Source organism: Streptosporangium sp. NPDC023963 (assembly GCF_040639135.1).
In the GTDB taxonomy this organism is placed as follows: Bacteria; Actinomycetota; Actinomycetes; order Streptosporangiales; family Streptosporangiaceae; genus Streptosporangium.
The window spans coordinates 379,015-394,054 of sequence record NZ_JBEZZK010000004.1; the positions used below are offsets into that span (position 1 = coordinate 379,015).

Below are 15,040 nucleotides of genomic sequence, written 5' to 3' on the forward strand. Positions count from 1 at the left end.
ATCCTCTTTCACCCCGTTATCAGGCACCTTATAGTCGACTATAAGGTGCCTGATAACGGGGTGAGTCGTGAAGGTTCTGGTGATCGGGGCGGGGATGGGCGGGCTGACGCTGGCCCAGGCGCTGCGCCGTAGCGGGATCGACGTGGTCGTGCACGAGCGCGATCAGGCCGTGGAGTCCACGGGCGGATACCGGCTCCATCTCAACGATCCGGCCTGCGCGGCACTGCGCCGCCATCTCGCGCCGGATCACTACCAGGCGCTGCTGGCCAGTTCGGCCGGGCCGCGGACGTTCACGCGGTTCGCGGTCGCCGACCACAGGATGCGACTGCTGTTCGCCGAACCGAACGAGCGGGCGTCGGAGACGCTGATGATCGGCCGGATCCCGCTGCGGCGGCTGCTGGCCCACGGCCTGGGTGACGCGCTGCGGCTGGGATCGGAGTTCACCGGGCACCGGACCCACCCCGACGGCACGGTCACCGCGTACTTCGCCGACGGCGGCACCGACCGCGGTGACCTGCTGGTCGGTGCCGACGGCGTGAGGTCGCGCGTCGCGCGGGCGCTGGCCGGGCGTCCGACCTCCCTCCCGGCCGGGGTGAGCGGCATCGCCGGCCGCACTCCCCTGACCGCCGGCACCCGCCCTCTGGTCCCCGCGTTGCTGGCGCGGGGGCCCGCCCTGGCGTTCGGCCCCGGAGGCGTCGGGCTGTTCCTCACCCTCCACGACCCCGAATCCGGCGCCACCGTCGATCCCGCGGCCTGCACACAGGTCCCGGCGATCATCGAGCCGCCCTCGCTGATCTGGGGTGCGCTGGCGCCGGACGGGGCCTACCCCGGCCGGCCGCGGGAGCTCGACGGCGCCGGGCTGATCCGGCTCACCGATTCGCTGCTGCGGGGCTGGAGCCCGGCCGTGCGCGCGCTGGTGCGTGCGGCCGATCCTGGGACGGCGGCCTTCTTCGGCTTCCACGCCGCCGATCCCGACGCCGACCTCACCCCCTGGCCTGCCGGAGCCGTCACCGCGCTGGGCGACGCCGTACACGCCATGCCTCCCACCGGAGGCATGGCCGCGGCCACGGCGATCCGCGACGCCGACGTGCTCGCCGAGGAGCTGGTCCTGGTACGAGACGGGGAGTCCACGATCCCGCTGGCGGTACACCGCTTCCAGAACCGGATGGCCGCCTACGCCGGCGAGGCCGTGCGCACGTCGACGCAGCCGTTGCGATGGGTACACCGGCTCGCCACCCCGGCGGGGACCCGGGCCGCCCGGATCGCGCTGCCGGCTTTCGCCGCCGCCGCGCAGCTGGGCCGTACCCTCGCCGGGACCCGTGGTGCGTGAGGCGCGGCCCGGCGAGGGGGCATGGGCCGCGGGCGAACCGGACCTGCCGCTCTGGGAGTTGATCCAGACCTCCTACGTCGTCGCCCGGGGCTTCACCGAGGTCTTCGGTGCCGTCGGGCTCACCCCGGTCCAATTCGGCGTGCTGGCCTCGCTCGCCGATGGCGACGACCTCAGCCAGGCCGAACTCGCCCGGACGATCATGGTGCGGCCGCAGAGTCTCGGCGAGGTGGCCACGTCCCTGATCGAGCGCGGCCTCGTCGAGCGCGACGGGCCAGGCGGCCGCGGACGCCGCGCGGCGCTGCGGATCACCGCGGCGGGCCGGACGCTCCTCGAGCGCGCACTGCCCGGAGTCGAGGCATTCAACGCCCCGGAGACCATCGGGCTGTCGGACACGGACGCCGCCGAGCTGGTCCGGATGTTGCGCACCGTCCGCGACGCCCTGTCCTCCGGGGACGGTTCCTGAGATCGCCGGACACGCCCGGAGGCGGCGGTCCAAGCGCCTCGGTCCTCACGCGACCGCGCCTCGACGGGGCGGCCCCACGCGCAGCCGGCGCTCTCGCACCCGGCGATGTGCGGCGGTATCGCCGGGGCACGGGCGCCGGCGCGCCGAGGTCAGGCGCCGGCTCCGGAAAGGCTCCGGTCGATCTCGGCGCGGGTGGGCATCGAGGTGCTGGCACCCGCGCGCTGGACGGACAGGCCCGCGGCCGCGGTGGCGAAGCGGACGGCCCGGCCGGCGGGCTGCCGCTCGACGCGGGCCGCGGCGAGGGCGCCCACGAAGGTGTCGCCCGCGGCCGTGGTGTCCACCACGGGCACCTGGGGGGCCTCGACGTGCACGGCCGGCCCGTCGCCCGAGGCGGTGAGCGCGCCGCGCGACCCCAGCGTGATGATCACCCAGCCGACCGTGCCCCTCAGCTCCTCCAGGGCGCGCTCGTGATCGGCCTGGCCGGTGAGCGCGGCGGCCTCGTGCTCGTTGGCCACCAGGACGTCCACGGCCTCCAGCAGCTCGGCGGGGAGCGGCTGGACGGGCGCGGGAGTGAGGACCACGGTGGTCCCGGCCGCGCGGGCGGCCCTGGCGGCGGCGGTGACGGCCTCGACGGGGAGTTCCAGCTGGAGCAGAAGCATGTCGGAGCGGGAGATGACCTCGATCTCGGCCTCGGAGGGGGCGGTCACGGTCCCGTTGGCGCCGGGGACCACGATGATCGAGTTTCCGCCGTCGCCGTCCACCACGATCTGGGCGATGCCGGAGGGGCCGGGAACCGTGCGCAGGTGCGTCACGTCGACCCCCGCCTCGGCCAGCGTACGCCGCATCTCGGCGCCGAAGGCGTCGTCGCCCACGGCCCCGAGGAAGGCCACCTCGGCGCCCGCCCGTGCGGCGGCGACGGCCTGGTTGGCGCCCTTGCCGCCGGGGACCGTGCGAAAGGCGCGGCCGGTCACGGTCTCGCCGAGCGCGGGGGCGACGTCGACGTAGGCCACGAGGTCCATGTTGGCACTGCCGAAGACCGAGATCACTGTTCCTCCTCGCGGTAGGGAACGCGGGCGTGAGAGCGCGGGTGCGGGAACGCGGGTGCGAGAGCGCGAAAACGCGGGAGCGCGGGAGCGCGGGAGCGCGGGTCAGGAACGCAGGTAGGCCAGGACCGCGAGGACGCGGCGGTGCTGGTCTCCGTCCTCGGCGTACAGGCCGAGCTTGGCGAAGATGCTGCGGATGTGCTTCTCCACGGCCCCGTCGCTGACCACCAGCTGGCGGCCGATGGCCGGGTTGGACCTGCCCTCGGCCATCAGGCCCAGCACCTCGCGCTCCCGCGGGGTGAGCTGGGCGAGGGGATCGTCGCGGCGGCGTCGCACCATCAGCTGTGCCACCACCTGGGGGTCGAAGATCGTGCCTCCGGCCGCGACCGTGCGCAGGCCCCCCATGAAGTCGTCCACGTCCACGACGCGGTCCTTGAGCAGGTATCCCACCGCGCCCCTGGCGTCGGCGAGCAGGTCGTCGGCATAGGACACCTCCACGTACTGGGACAGGATCAGCACCGGCGTGCCCGGAACCCTCCGGCGCGCCTCCACCGCAGCCCGCAGCCCCTCGTCGGTGAAGCCGGGCGGCATCCGCACGTCCACCACCGAGACGTCGGGACGGTGCTCGGCGACGGCCGCCACCAGCGCGTCGCCGTCCCCCACCGCGGCGACCACCTGGCAGCCGAACTCCTCCAGGAGCCTGATCAGGCCCTCCCTGATGAGCACCGCGTCGTCGGCCACAACTACCCGCACGGAACCTCCGCCACTATGACCGTCGGCCCTCCGGCCGGTGAGTCGACCACCAGCTCGCCGTCGACCGCCTTGAGGCGATCACCGAGACCCGACAGGCCATGCCCCTTGGCGACATGGGCGCCGCCGACCCCATCATCCCCGATCGTCAGCATGAGGAAGTCCCCCGTCCTGCTCAGCGTCACGGTGCAGACCGTGGCGTGGCTGTGCTTGGCGACGTTGGTGAGCGACTCGGCGACGACGAAGTAGACGGTGTTCTCCACCGCGGCGGGGAAGCGTCCCTCGACCTGGACGTCCAGCTCGACGGGGATGGTGCAGCGCCCGGCGAGCGCGGCGAGGGCGGGGGCCAGGCCGCGGTCGCTGAGGATCGGCGGGGCGATGCCGCGCGAGAGGGCGCGCAGCTCGTCCAGGGTCTCGCGGGTGGAGGTGATCGCCTGGCCGAGCATCTGCTCGACGCCCGCCGGGTCGCGCCTGAGCTGGCGCTGGGCCCGCGACAGGTCCATGGCCAGGGAGACCAGGCGCTGCTGCGGCCCGTCGTGGATGTCACGCTCCAGCCGGCGCAGCGCGTTCGCCTCGGCCGACACCGCGGCGGCCCGGCCCTCGGCCAGGTCGTCGATGCGGTCGTGCAACTCGGCGACCCCGGTCAGCATCGCCCGGCCGAGCCCGGCCTGGACGAGCGCGGCACCCCGCACGATCACCGGGAGGGTGAGGGCGAAGAGCACGCCGATGGTGGTATTGATGATCACTTCGACCCACAGGCTGCCGCCCAGGCCGAGGAGCATGCCGAGTCCCCCGTCGTTGCCGGGGATGGCGTAGACGATCCACCCGTAGAGCGGGTAGGTGAGGCCGGCGATCGAGCCGGCCCACCAGACCACCGCCAGCACGAAGGTGACGATGGAGATCGGGAAGGCCACGATGCCGTAGAGCAGGTCGAGCCACGACTGGCCGTTGGTGAACGGATTGATCATCCTGCGGAACCATCCGGCGTTCTCCGGAGCGGGCCGGTACCTCGGCCGGGAGACGGGACGGCCGAGCACCTCGGGCAGCCAGCGCCGCTCGACGTCCGCGAAGCCCCGGGCGACCAGGAGGGTCGTCGCGAGGATGGGCAGTCCCACGAACGCGACGGCCGAACCGGCCCCCGCGGCGAAACCGGCCACCATCAGGACGAACCAGATGACGGACAGCGGGAAGCCCACGACCAGGTAGCGGGTGTCGGTACCGATGCGGCGCAGGAGGGTTCTCATGCCGCCCACGCTACGAGGACCGGCCACGCCGATCGACCCTGCGTGCCCGCTTACCGGGGTGGGGTCAGCACTACCCGGGACGGTGGGGAGATCGGGCGAGAAGACTGCTGCGCGCGTCACTGCGCCGCCGGAGCCCTGGAGAGAGGCTTCTCCCATCGCCATTCCCGACGCCATTCCCGAGATCTTCTCTCTCCCTCCCTGAGAATCGAGCTCCCCTTGACCGCCGTGATCCCCGGCCCGGCAGTGCGGCCCGCAACGACCCCGACAGCGCCTCCGACGGTGTTTCCGACGGTGTTTCCGACAGCCACCCCGGCGGCGGCCCCGGCCCCTCGCGCGGCGCCTCGCACGGCACCGGCGCCCGCCGGGCGCGACCCGTTCGTCGACGTGCTGCGGGTGTTCGGCATGGTCCTGGTGGTGCTCCAGCACTGGAGCATGCCGCTGCTCTCCTTCGCCGACGGGCGGATATCCACCGGCAACGCGCTGGCCGCCGGGAACGGGTGGATGATCACGTGGATCAGCCAGGTGATGCCGCTGGTGTTCTTCGCGGGCGGCGCGGCCAACGCGATCAGCCGGCGCGGCGCGGCACGGCGCGGTGAGGCGACCCCCGCGTGGCTCGCGGGGCGCCTGCGCCGCCTGGCCTGGCCGGTCGTCCCGCTGGCGGCGGTCTGGCTGCCCCTCCCCCACCTGCTCCTCGCGCTCGGCGTGCCGGAGCAGCCGGTGCTGACCGCCTCGCGGCTGGCCGGGCAGCTGCTCTGGTTCCTGGCGATCTATCTTGTCGCGGTGGCGGCGACCACGCCGATGCTCAGGCTCAACATGGCGTACGGCTGGCGGGTGCCGGCCGCGCTGGCGGCGGGGGCCGTGGCGGTGGACGTCCTGCGCTTCACCAGCGGCCTCGACGTCGCCGGTCTCCCCAACATCGTGCTGGTCTGGCTGGCGGTGCACCAGCTCGGCTTCCTGTACGCCGACGGCCGGCTGGGCCGCCCCTGGGTCCTGGCCCTGGCCGGGTACGGCCTGGGCGCGGCGCTGACGGTCCTCGGCCCCTACCCGCTCAGCATGATCGGGATGCCGGGGGCCTCCGTCTCCAACATGGCGCCGCCCACGGTCGCGCTGCTCTCGATCGGGGCGGGCCAGGTCGGGCTGGCACTGGCGCTGCGCCGGTGGATCGTCTCCTTCGCCGGATGGCCGGGGGTCTCGCGGGCGCTGGGCTGGGCCGGCGCCCGGATGATGACCCTCTACCTGTGGCACATGAGCGCGCTGTTCGTCATCGTCTCGGTGGTCGTGGTGGGCCTGGGCATCTCCACCCCCGAACCGGGCACCCCGGCCTGGCTGTCCGGCTGGCCGCACTGGCTGCTGATGCTCGCCCTGGCGATGTGGCCGCTGCTGCGGGGGTTCGCCCGGTTCGAGACGCCCCCCGCGACCGGGCCGTACACCGGCGGGACGGCCAGGGTCCTGGTGGCCGCCGCGCTGGTGGGACTGGGCCTGCTCACGCTCACGGTGACCGGTTTCGCCCCGGGGGCGGCACCCCTGCTCGGGGCGGGCGCGATCGTGGCGGGCCTGGCGCTCACCGGCTCCTCCCGCGACACCTCGCCCACCTCGCCGGGCTCGCCGGGCTCGCCGGGCGAGCGCGCCGGACGGCTCCGCGTCGCCTCTCACCTATGACACATGTGGACAGTGTGCTCACATACGTGTATATGTACATAGTGTACACAAGCTCGCGGAAGGATTATCGATCATGAGCACCGCACCGGCTCGCGTCGCCATCGTCACCGGAGGTTCCCGAGGCATCGGCCGCCAGGTCGTGGAGCGGCTCGCCGCCGACGGTTACGCCGTCGTCGTCAACTACGCGAGCGACGACGCCGAGGGCCGGGCCGCGGCCAAGGAGGCCTCCACGGCCGGGGGCGGAGGCCTCGCCGTGCGGGCCGACGTCAGCGACCCCGCCGCGGTCTCCGCGCTCTTCGACACGGCCGAGGAGGCCTTCGGCGGCGTCGACGTCGTCGTCAACGCCGCCGGGATCATGGGCCCGCCCGTCCCGGTCGCCGACCTCGACTTCGAGGCGCTGGACCGCATCCTGCGCGTCAACGTACGCGGCACCTTCGCCGTCGCCCAGCAGGCCGCCAGGAGGCTGCGCCGGGGCGGCGCCCTGATCACCGTCTCCACCTCGGTCATCAAGCTCGCCCATCCCGGCTACGGCGCCTACGCGGCCTCCAAGAGCGCCGTCGAGGGCCTCACGCTCATCCTGGCCCGCGAGCTGCGCGGCAGGGACGTCACCGTCAACGCCGTGGCCCCCGGCCCCACCGCCACCGCGCTCTTCCTGGACGGCAAGGACGAGGAGACCGTCGCCAGGATGGCCGCCCAGCCGCCGCTGGAGCGGCTGGGCCAGCCCTCGGACATCGCCGAGGTCGTGGCGTTCCTCGCCGGCCCCGCCCGCTGGGTCAACGGGCAGGTGCTTCGCGTCAACGGCGGTGCCATCTGATTTGATCAGCATTTATGCCGAAAAAAGCAGCCATAACTACACAAAGTCACGCACTTTACCTGGAATGTAAGGTGATCCGTGACCAGCTCCGGTCCGACCACCTCAAGTTCTTCGGCAGTATTGAACCGTGAGCCTCGTAGACCGCCTGCCAGAAGAGATCGACGCCGACCCCGACGCCATCTTCGACGCCTTCGTCGAATGGAACTCCGAGCGGGGACTGACCCTCTATCCGGCGCAGGAGGAGGCTCTCATCGAGGTGGTGTCGGGAAACAACCTGATCCTCGCCACCCCGACCGGATCGGGCAAGAGCCTGGTCGCCGCCGGAGCCCATTTCACCGCGCTGACCAGGGACGTGCGCACCTTCTACACCGCGCCGATCAAGGCGCTGGTGTCGGAGAAGTTCTTCGACCTGTGCGCGGTGTTCGGCACCGAGAACGTCGGGATGATGACCGGCGACGCGAGCGTGAACCCCGGGGCGCCGATCATCTGCTGCACCGCTGAGATCCTCGCCAACGTCGCGCTGCGCGACGGCGCCGCCGCCGACATCGGCCAGGTGGTGATGGACGAGTTCCACTTCTACTCCGAGCCCGACCGCGGCTGGGCCTGGCAGGTGCCGCTCCTGGAGCTGCCGAACGTCCAGTTCATCCTGATGTCGGCGACCCTGGGGGACGTCACCAGGTTCGAGGAGGACCTCACCCGGCGCACCGGCAGGCCCACCGCGGTGGTGAAGAACGCCGAGCGCCCGGTCCCGCTCGTCTACTCGTACCGGATGACCCCCCTCCACGAGACGCTGGAGGAGATGCTCACCACCAACCAGTACCCCGTCTACGTCGTCCACTTCACCCAGGCCTCGGCCATGGAGCGGGCGCAGGCGCTGATGAGCATCAACATGTCGACCAAGGCCGAGAAGGAGGCGATCGCCTCCATGATCGGCCACTTCCGGTTCACCACCCGGTTCGGCAAGGCGCTCTCCCGCCTGGTGCGGCACGGCATCGGCGTGCACCACGCCGGGATGCTCCCGAAGTACCGCCGCCTGGTGGAGCGCCTCGCCCAGGCGGGCCTGCTGAAGGTCATCTGCGGCACCGACACCCTCGGCGTCGGCGTCAACGTCCCGATCAGGACCGTGCTGTTCACCGCCCTGTCGAAGTACGACGGCAACAAGGTCCGGCGGCTGCGCGCCCGCGAGTTCCACCAGATCGCCGGCCGGGCCGGGCGGGCCGGGTTCGACACCATCGGCTACGTCGTCTGCCAGGCCCCCGACCACGTCGTGGAGAACGAGAAGGCCCTGGCCAAGATCGGCGACGATCCCAAGAGACGGCGCGGGTTCGCCCGCAAGAAGCCGCCGGAGGGCTTCGTCGGCTGGAGCGAGGAGACCTTCGAGAAGCTGCAGGCCGCCGAGCCCGAGCCGCTGAACTCCCGGTTCAAGGTCAGCAACGCCATGCTCCTCGCGGTGATCAACCGTCCCGGCGACTGCTACGCGGCGATGCGCCACCTGCTCACCGACAACCACGAGGACCGCAAGTGGCAGCGGCGGCACATCAGCCAGGCCATCGCGATCTACCGGTCGCTGCTGGCCGGAGGCGTGGTGGAGAAGCTGAGCGAGCCCGACGACCACGGCCGGATGGCCCGCCTCACCGTCGACCTGCAGGAGGACTTCGCGCTGAACCAGGCGCTGTCCACCTTCGCGCTGGCCACCCTCGAACTCCTCGACATGGAGTCGCCCAACTACGCCCTGGACATGGTCTCGATCATCGAGTCCATCCTCGACGACCCCCGCCAGATCCTGTCGGCGCAGCTCAACAAGGCGCGCGGCGAGGCGGTGGCGCTGATGAAGGCCGACGGCATCGAGTACGAGGAGCGGATGGAGCTCCTGGCCGAGGTCACCTACCCGATGCCGATGGCCGACATGCTGCTGGGCGCGTACGAGACCTACCGGCGCGGCCACCCCTGGGTGGGCGACTACACGGTCAGCCCCAAGAGCGTCGTCCGCGACATGTACGAGCGGGCGATGACCTTCGCCGACTACGTGCAGTTCTACGAGCTGACCCGCTCCGAGGGCACCGTGCTGCGCTATCTCGCCGACGCCTACCGCACCCTGTCGCGGACCATCCCCGAGCACCTCAAGACCGAGGACCTGGTCGACCTCATCGAGTGGCTCGGCGAGCTGGTCCGCCAGGTCGACTCCAGCCTCCTGGACGAGTGGGAGCAGTTGCAGAACCCGACCGGGGAGCTGGAGGCGCCCTCGCTGGAGGAGAGCACCAAGCCGGTCACCGCCAACACCCGCGCGTTCCGCGTGCTGGTCCGCAACGCGATGTTCCGCCTGATCGAGCTGGCCTCCCTGGAGAACGAGCAGGAGCTGGAGCAGCTCGCCCCCGACGTCGACTGGGGCGCCGCGCTCGACGCCTACTACGACGACCACGAGGAGATCGGCACCGGCCCGGACGCCCGCGGCCCCGGCCTGCTGCGCATCGAGGAGGAGAAGGAGTTCTGGCGGGTCCGCCAGGTCGTCTCCGACCCGGCGGGCGACGGCGACTGGGGCATCGACGCCCAGGTCGACCTCGCCGCCTCCGACGAGGAGGGCCGCGCGGTGGTCCACGTCATCGGCCTGAACCGCCTCTGACGGCTCCTGGCCGTCCCGGCCGCCGTCCTCCGGGCGCGGAAACATCGGCCGGGACCGGCGAGAATGGCGGGATGAGCGACGACGCGATCAGGCAGGTGCTGGGCCTGCTGTACCAGGAAGACACGTTGAAGGTGCTTGCCGCCCTGGTGCTGGGCGGCAAGCCGGAGGAGGAGTCCGGCCTCGACAGGGAGGCGGTCAGGCGCGCGCTGGACCGCCTGGAACGCGGCGGGCTCGCCGTACGGGCGCAGGGCGGCGAGTGGGGGGTGCGGCGCGAGCGCTTCCGCGAGCTGCTGCACGCCACGGCCAGGCCCGCCGCCCCGGTCTCCCCTGAGGAGAGGGTGCTGCAGTCCTTCCTCGTCGAGGGACGGCTGCGGGCGATCCCCACCAAGCGCGACAAGCAGCTGGTCGTGCTCGACTACGTGGTCCAGGTCTTCGAGCCGGGGGTCCGATACTCCGAGAAGGAGGTCAACGTCGCGTTGCGCGCCTTCCACGACGACTACGCGGCGCTGCGCCGCTATCTCGTCGACGAGGCCATGCTCAGCAGGGAGAACAACGTCTACTGGCGCAGCGGCGGCTCCGTCGAGGCCTGAAGGCGGGCGGCCAGGGTCCGGATGTGGTCGATCAGCTCGGGCGGCTCCCGTACGGTGAAGTCCAGGCCGAGCTGCCCGACGGTGAGCGCCAGCCACTCCAGCGAGTCGCCGCCGGTGCGCAGCAGGCAGCTGCCCTCGTCCAGCTCCTCCAGCACCCAGCCGGGCCCGGAGAAGCGCTCGGCGACCACGCCCAGGGGCGCGTGCACGACGACCACCGCCCGGTGGCCGCCGATGGGCGCGACGATCGACTCCTCGACGTAGCCGGGGGGCGGCTCGCGCGGCGGGAAGCGCACGCCGGTGCCCAGCGGGGAGCTGAGCCGGTCCACCCGGTAGGTCCGCCAGTCCTGCCTGCCGGTGTCCCACGCCACCAGATACCACCGCCGCCCGGTGGAGGCCAGCCGGTACGGGTCGGCGACCCGGCAGCCCTCCCGGCCGTCGCGGCTGCGGTAGCCGAAGCGGATCCGCTCGCGGTCCCGGCAGGTCTGGGCCAGCAGCGCGAGGGTGGCCGCCGCCACGGTGGGCGTCGCCCCGATCGGCGCCACCGGCTGCGTCTGCGTCTGCAGGGTGTGCACGCGCAGGCGCAGCCGGGAGGGCAGGACCTGTTCCAGCTTCGCCAGCGCGCGGGCCGAGGTCTCCCCGATCCCGGCGACCGTGCCGCTCGCCGCCGTGCGCAGGCCCACCGCGATGGCGACGGCCTCCTCGTCGTCGAGGAGCAGCGGCGGCATGGCGGTGCCCGCCTCCAGCCGGTACCCCCCGGCCGGGCCGGTGGTCGCGCGCACCGGGTAGCCCAGCTCGCGCAGCCGGTCGATGTCGCGCCTGAGCGTGCGCGGGCTGACCTCCAGCCGCCCGGCGAGCTCGGGCCCCGGCCACTCCCGGTGCGCCTGCAGCAGCGACAGCAGTCTCAGCACCCGTCCCGTGGTGTCCGCCATGCCGTCCACGATGCCACCGGTCGCGGCCAGGATCTGACCTAAACCGTGGCTAGCGTCGGCGGCATGAGCCACATCGAGATAGCGGGAGCCCGGGAGAACAACCTCAGGAACGTCTCGCTGAGGATCCCCAAGAAGCGGATCACGGTCTTCACGGGCGTCTCGGGGTCGGGCAAGTCGTCCATCGTCTTCGACACGATCGCCGCGGAGTCGCAGCGCCAGCTCAACGAGACCTTCACCTCCTTCGCCCGCAACCGCCTGCCCCACCACGGCCGGCCGGACGCCGACGCCATCGGCAACCTCTCGGCGGCCGTCGTCGTCGGCCAGCGGCGGCTGGGCGGCAACTCGCGCTCCACCGTCGGCACCGTCACCGACATCAACCCGCTGCTGAGGCTGCTCTACTCGCGCGCCGGCACGCCGCCCGCCGGCTACTCCAACGCGTTCTCCTTCAACGACCCGGCCGGGATGTGCCCGGAGTGCGAGGGCGTGGGCCGGAAGGTCACCCTGGACGTGGACCTGGCCTTCGACCGGTCGAGGTCGCTCAACGAGGGTGCGATCCTGCTGCCGGGCTTCCGGGTCGGCAACTGGCACTGGAAGATCTACGCCCACTCGGGATTGTTCGACAACGACAGACCGCTGGCGGACTACACCGACGCCGAGTGGGACACGCTGCTGTACGGGAGCGGGGCCGACGTCACCTTCGAGGACCGGGGCGGGACGGTGCCGCAGAGGTACGAGGGCGTGGCCGAGCGGTTCGACCGGCTCCACGTCAGGCGGGACGTCGAGGGCAGGGCGGGCCGGGAGGCGATGGCGGCGTTCGCCTCGGCGCGGCGCTGCCCGCTGTGCGCGGGGGCCAGGCTCAACCGGGCCGCGCTGGCCTGCCGGATCGACGGACGCAACATCGCCGAGCTGGCCGCGATGGAGGTCCGGCACCTGGCCGACGTGGTCGCGGAGATCGACGCCCCGGTCGCGGCGACGATGGTCCCGGCGATCCTGGACCGGCTGCGGCACCTGGCCGACATCGGCCTCGGCTATCTCAGCCTGGACCGGCCGACGCCCACCCTCTCCGGCGGGGAGTCGCAGCGGATCAAGATGGTCAGGCACCTGGGCAGCAGCCTGACCGACATGACGTACATCTTCGACGAGCCGACCATCGGGCTGCACCCGCGCGACGTGACGCGCATGAACGGGCTGCTGCGCGAACTGCGGGACAAGGGCAACACCGTGCTCGTCGTCGAGCACGACCGCGACGTCATCGAGATCGCCGACCACGTGGTGGACCTCGGGCCGCGCGCCGGGACGAACGGCGGCGAGATCGTCTACCAGGGCGGCGTCGAGGGCCTGCGGCGGGCCCGTACCCTCACCGGGCGGCACCTGCGCCGCAACCCGCCGCTCAAGGCGTCGTTCCGGGAGCCGACCGGCGCGCTGACCGTCACCGGGGCCACCGCGCGCAACCTCAGGAACGTCACGGTGTCCTTCCCCACCGGGGTGCTCACCGCGGTCACCGGGGTCGCGGGCTCGGGCAAGAGCACCCTGGTCAACGAGGCGCTCCTGGCCGGGCACCCGGACGCGGTGGTGATCGACCAGGCGGCGGCCGGCACCTCGATCCGGTCCAACCCGGCCACCTACACCGGGCTGATGGACGAGATCCGCGGGCTCTTCGCCGCCGCGGGCGGGGTGAGCCCCGCGCTGTTCAGCTTCAACTCCAAGGGCGCCTGCCCACAGTGCCAGGGCCTCGGGGTCGTCCACACCGACCTGGCGTTCATGGACGGGATCACGTCCCGGTGCGAGGTGTGCCGGGGGCGGCGGTTCCGGCCCGAGGTCCTGCGGCACACGCTGCGCGGCAGGTCCGTCTCCGACGTGCTGGAGATGACGGTCGACGAGGCCGCGGAGTTCTTCGCCGAGCCGGGACCGCTGCGCACGCTGCGGACGCTGCGGGAGGTCGGCCTCGGCTACCTCGGCCTCGGCCAGCCGCTCAGCAGCCTGTCGGGGGGCGAGTGCCAGCGGATCAAGCTGGCGGGGGAGCTCCACAAGAAGGGCAGCGTCTACGTGATGGACGAGCCGACGACCGGGCTGCACATGTCGGACGTCGAGCACCTGATCGGGATCATGGACAGCCTGGTGGACGGCGGCAACACGGTCGTCGTCATCGAGCACAACCTCGACGTAATCAAGAAAGCCGACTGGATCGTCGACCTCGGCCCCGACGGCGGCGACCGGGGCGGCACCGTGGTCTTCGAGGGCACGCCGCTGCGCCTCCTCGACGCGCGGGACTCCTTCACCGCCGAGCACCTCCGCCGCGACCTGGCCCGCCCGTAGCGGGTCCGTCGCACGCCCGCACCGGGTTCGCACCGGATTCGCGGCGGGTCCGTGGCGGGTCCGTGGCGCGGCGTCCCCTCGTGTCCCTTCGCGTCCCCTCGCGCCCTTTCGCGTCCCCTCGCACCCCTTCGCGTCCCCTCGGCGTCCCCCGGTGTCTCGTTGACGTCTCCTCAGGGGACGCAGGTGACGCGGACGCGAGACCACGAGGTGTTGGCGTACCCCTTGGGATTCCACACGTGCCGGGCCGACTCCGGCTGGGTGGCCCCGCAGCTGTCCCAGGCGCGGGCGGTGATCACGGTCTCGCCCTCCCCCAGTTCGGCGGTGGTGTGCCAGTGCCGCCATGCCCAGGGACCCGCCTGCTCGCCGAGATCCGCCTGGATCCAGCTGTCTCCCCCGTCGAGGGACACGTCGACGCGGGCGACGGTGCGGCCGTCCCCGGCATAGGCGTAGCCGGTGACGCGCGTGAGGCCCGGCCGCGGGCGGGCGCCGTCGGCGGGGCTCAGGATGGCGGTGTTGAGGACGACGGGTCCCAGGGAGATGCCGTCACCGGGTCCCGCCTTGGCGGGGTCGGCCTCGGGGGGCAGGAGGCGGTAGGCGGTGGCCTGGAAGTAGTTGTCCGAGGGCTCCTTCCGCGCGGTGACGCGCTGGAGCCATTTGACGCTGCGGGCGCCGACCCAGCCGGGGACGACGACACGGAGCGGGGCGCCGTGGGCCGGGGGCAGCGGCCGGTCGTTCATGGCCCAGGCCAGCAGGACGTCCCCGCCGGCGGCCTTGGCCACGGGTATCGAGCCGCCGTAGGGCTGGACCGGATCGGCGAGCCGGGAGACGTCGGGAGCGGCGAAGGCGATGTGCGCGGCCTCGGGGAGCAGCCCGGCGCGGGCGAGGACCTCGGCCAGGCCGACACCGCTCCAGCGGGCGGTGGAGGTGGCGCCGGGCCCCCAGGGATCCTCACCGGGAATGTCGCGCACCTCGAGCAGACCGGCCCGGCGGTTGCCCGCGCACTGCAGGGTCGCCACCACGTCGATCTCGGGGAACCCGGAGCGCAGGTCCTCCAGGGACAGCGTCAGCGGGCGCTCGACCAGGCCGTCCACGGTCAGGCGCCAGGACCCCGGATCCAGGTCGGGGACGGGACCGTGGTTGCGGCTGTAGAAGGTGTCGATCGGGGTGAGGATCTGATCGGCCAAGGCGCCGGGCGGGGGCTCGGCGTTGTACGGATCGGTCCCGTGGACCACCATGTCATCTCTCTTGCCCCACATGTTCACACGCTTCGGAATACCCGGAG

At 72.5% G+C, this 15,040-nt stretch carries 12 protein-coding genes; 7 read left to right on the plus strand and 5 right to left on the minus strand.

The features are described from left to right. Nucleotides 1-67 precede the first annotated feature (67 nt). Nucleotides 68-1,330: an NAD(P)/FAD-dependent oxidoreductase gene (locus AB0F88_RS16160; protein WP_362683485.1), complete on the plus strand. Its 1,263-nt coding sequence runs from the start codon at nucleotides 68-70 to the stop codon at nucleotides 1,328-1,330. After that, a complete protein-coding gene (locus AB0F88_RS16165) occupies nucleotides 1,323-1,793 on the plus strand; it encodes a MarR family winged helix-turn-helix transcriptional regulator (protein ID WP_362683488.1) in 471 nt (156 codons plus the stop codon). The genes AB0F88_RS16160 and AB0F88_RS16165 overlap by 8 nt, the downstream gene beginning before the upstream one ends. A gap of 149 nt (nucleotides 1,794-1,942) precedes the next feature. Here AB0F88_RS16165 and rbsK read toward each other — a convergent pair whose 3' ends face one another. From rbsK to AB0F88_RS16180, 3 genes are all read right to left on the minus strand, one after another. Further along, nucleotides 1,943-2,839, minus strand: coding sequence for a ribokinase (gene rbsK, locus AB0F88_RS16170; RefSeq protein ID WP_362683491.1), 897 nt, complete (start codon nucleotides 2,837-2,839; stop codon nucleotides 1,943-1,945). Nucleotides 2,840-2,941: 102 nt separating this feature from the next. Beyond that, nucleotides 2,942-3,589, minus strand: coding sequence for a response regulator transcription factor (locus AB0F88_RS16175; protein WP_362683494.1), 648 nt, complete (start codon nucleotides 3,587-3,589; stop codon nucleotides 2,942-2,944). Beyond that, nucleotides 3,580-4,830, minus strand: coding sequence for a sensor domain-containing protein (locus tag AB0F88_RS16180; protein WP_362683497.1), 1,251 nt, complete (start codon nucleotides 4,828-4,830; stop codon nucleotides 3,580-3,582). The genes AB0F88_RS16175 and AB0F88_RS16180 overlap by 10 nt, the downstream gene beginning before the upstream one ends. A 291-nt stretch (nucleotides 4,831-5,121) precedes the next feature. On the opposite strand from AB0F88_RS16180, the gene AB0F88_RS16185 reads away from it, so the two are divergent. The 4 genes from AB0F88_RS16185 (at nucleotide 5,122) to AB0F88_RS16200 (ending at nucleotide 10,513) form a co-directional block, all read left to right on the plus strand. Continuing rightward, nucleotides 5,122-6,489, plus strand: coding sequence for an acyltransferase family protein (locus AB0F88_RS16185; protein WP_362683500.1), 1,368 nt, complete (start codon nucleotides 5,122-5,124; stop codon nucleotides 6,487-6,489). Nucleotides 6,490-6,562: 73 nt separating this feature from the next. Further along, nucleotides 6,563-7,303, plus strand: a complete 741-nt coding sequence (locus AB0F88_RS16190; RefSeq protein WP_362683503.1) for an SDR family oxidoreductase — start codon at nucleotides 6,563-6,565, stop codon at nucleotides 7,301-7,303. 127 nt (nucleotides 7,304-7,430) lie between these two features. Further along, the gene (locus AB0F88_RS16195) at nucleotides 7,431-9,923 is read left to right on the plus strand and encodes a DUF3516 domain-containing protein (protein ID WP_362683506.1); all 2,493 of its coding nucleotides are present in this window, start codon (nucleotides 7,431-7,433) and stop codon (nucleotides 9,921-9,923) included. 71 nt (nucleotides 9,924-9,994) lie between these two features. Beyond that, complete coding sequence (locus AB0F88_RS16200; protein WP_362683509.1) at nucleotides 9,995-10,513, plus strand: DUF2087 domain-containing protein; 519 nt, start codon at nucleotides 9,995-9,997, stop codon at nucleotides 10,511-10,513. On the opposite strand, the gene AB0F88_RS16205 is transcribed toward AB0F88_RS16200, so the two are convergent. Further along, on the minus strand, nucleotides 10,480-11,442 hold the full coding sequence (locus tag AB0F88_RS16205; RefSeq protein ID WP_362683512.1) for a YafY family protein: 963 nt from the start codon (nucleotides 11,440-11,442) through the stop codon (nucleotides 10,480-10,482). The two genes, AB0F88_RS16200 and AB0F88_RS16205, sit on opposite strands and share 34 nt — an antisense overlap. A gap of 63 nt (nucleotides 11,443-11,505) precedes the next feature. Between AB0F88_RS16205 and AB0F88_RS16210 the strand changes: the two genes are divergently transcribed. After that, nucleotides 11,506-13,758, plus strand: a complete 2,253-nt coding sequence (locus tag AB0F88_RS16210) for an excinuclease ABC subunit UvrA (protein WP_362683515.1) — start codon at nucleotides 11,506-11,508, stop codon at nucleotides 13,756-13,758. Nucleotides 13,759-13,928: 170 nt separating this feature from the next. On the opposite strand, the gene AB0F88_RS16215 is transcribed toward AB0F88_RS16210, so the two are convergent. Then, a complete protein-coding gene (locus AB0F88_RS16215) occupies nucleotides 13,929-14,993 on the minus strand; it encodes a sulfite oxidase (protein ID WP_362683518.1) in 1,065 nt (354 codons plus the stop codon). Between the last annotated feature and the right edge of the window lie 47 nt (nucleotides 14,994-15,040).

Excerpts from the sequence above, each read along its gene's own strand:
- AB0F88_RS16200 (WP_362683509.1), top strand. The coding sequence starts at position 9,995 with ATGAGCGACGACGCGATCAGGCAGGTGCTGGGCCTGCTGTACCAGGAA.
- AB0F88_RS16205 (WP_362683512.1), bottom strand. The coding sequence starts at position 11,442 with ATGGCGGACACCACGGGACGGGTGCTGAGACTGCTGTCGCTGCTGCAG.
- AB0F88_RS16210 (WP_362683515.1), top strand. The coding sequence starts at position 11,506 with ATGAGCCACATCGAGATAGCGGGAGCCCGGGAGAACAACCTCAGGAAC.
- AB0F88_RS16215 (WP_362683518.1), bottom strand. The coding sequence starts at position 14,993 with ATGGTGGTCCACGGGACCGATCCGTACAACGCCGAGCCCCCGCCCGGC.
- AB0F88_RS16190 (WP_362683503.1), top strand. The coding sequence starts at position 6,563 with ATGAGCACCGCACCGGCTCGCGTCGCCATCGTCACCGGAGGTTCCCGA.
- AB0F88_RS16180 (WP_362683497.1), bottom strand. The coding sequence starts at position 4,830 with ATGAGAACCCTCCTGCGCCGCATCGGTACCGACACCCGCTACCTGGTC.